At 70.7% G+C, this 256-nt stretch carries 1 protein-coding gene; it reads right to left on the reverse strand.

What is annotated here, in order from left to right; all coding sequences use genetic code 11:
- Positions 1 to 256 (reverse strand): glycosyltransferase family 9 protein (locus SB764_RS42340; protein WP_410867085.1); only part of this gene is annotated, 256 nt, incomplete at both ends.

Raw genomic sequence — 256 nt, forward strand, 5'->3', positions numbered from 1 at the left:
GGTTCAGATTCGCCTCCGACAACGCCAGCGCCGCGCGCCCGGTGTCGAGACCGAAATCGATATCGTCGGTGGGTTGCGGCTGCGGGTCGTTCAGCGCCGCGGCCACCAGCTGGCGCGTGCGTTCGACCACGTGCGTGCGCGGCTCGATCGGCACGCGCTTGTCGTAGAAGAAACGCACCGGCCATTCGAAGCCCGCGCCGTCGGTGCGGTTCGCGAGGCCGACCAGCGACCCGCGCGCCATCCGCGCGACCCATGC

The sequence above is a fragment of the Paraburkholderia sp. SIMBA_027 genome (assembly GCF_046535315.1).
GTDB classification, from domain to species: Bacteria; Pseudomonadota; Gammaproteobacteria; order Burkholderiales; family Burkholderiaceae; genus Paraburkholderia; species Paraburkholderia tropica.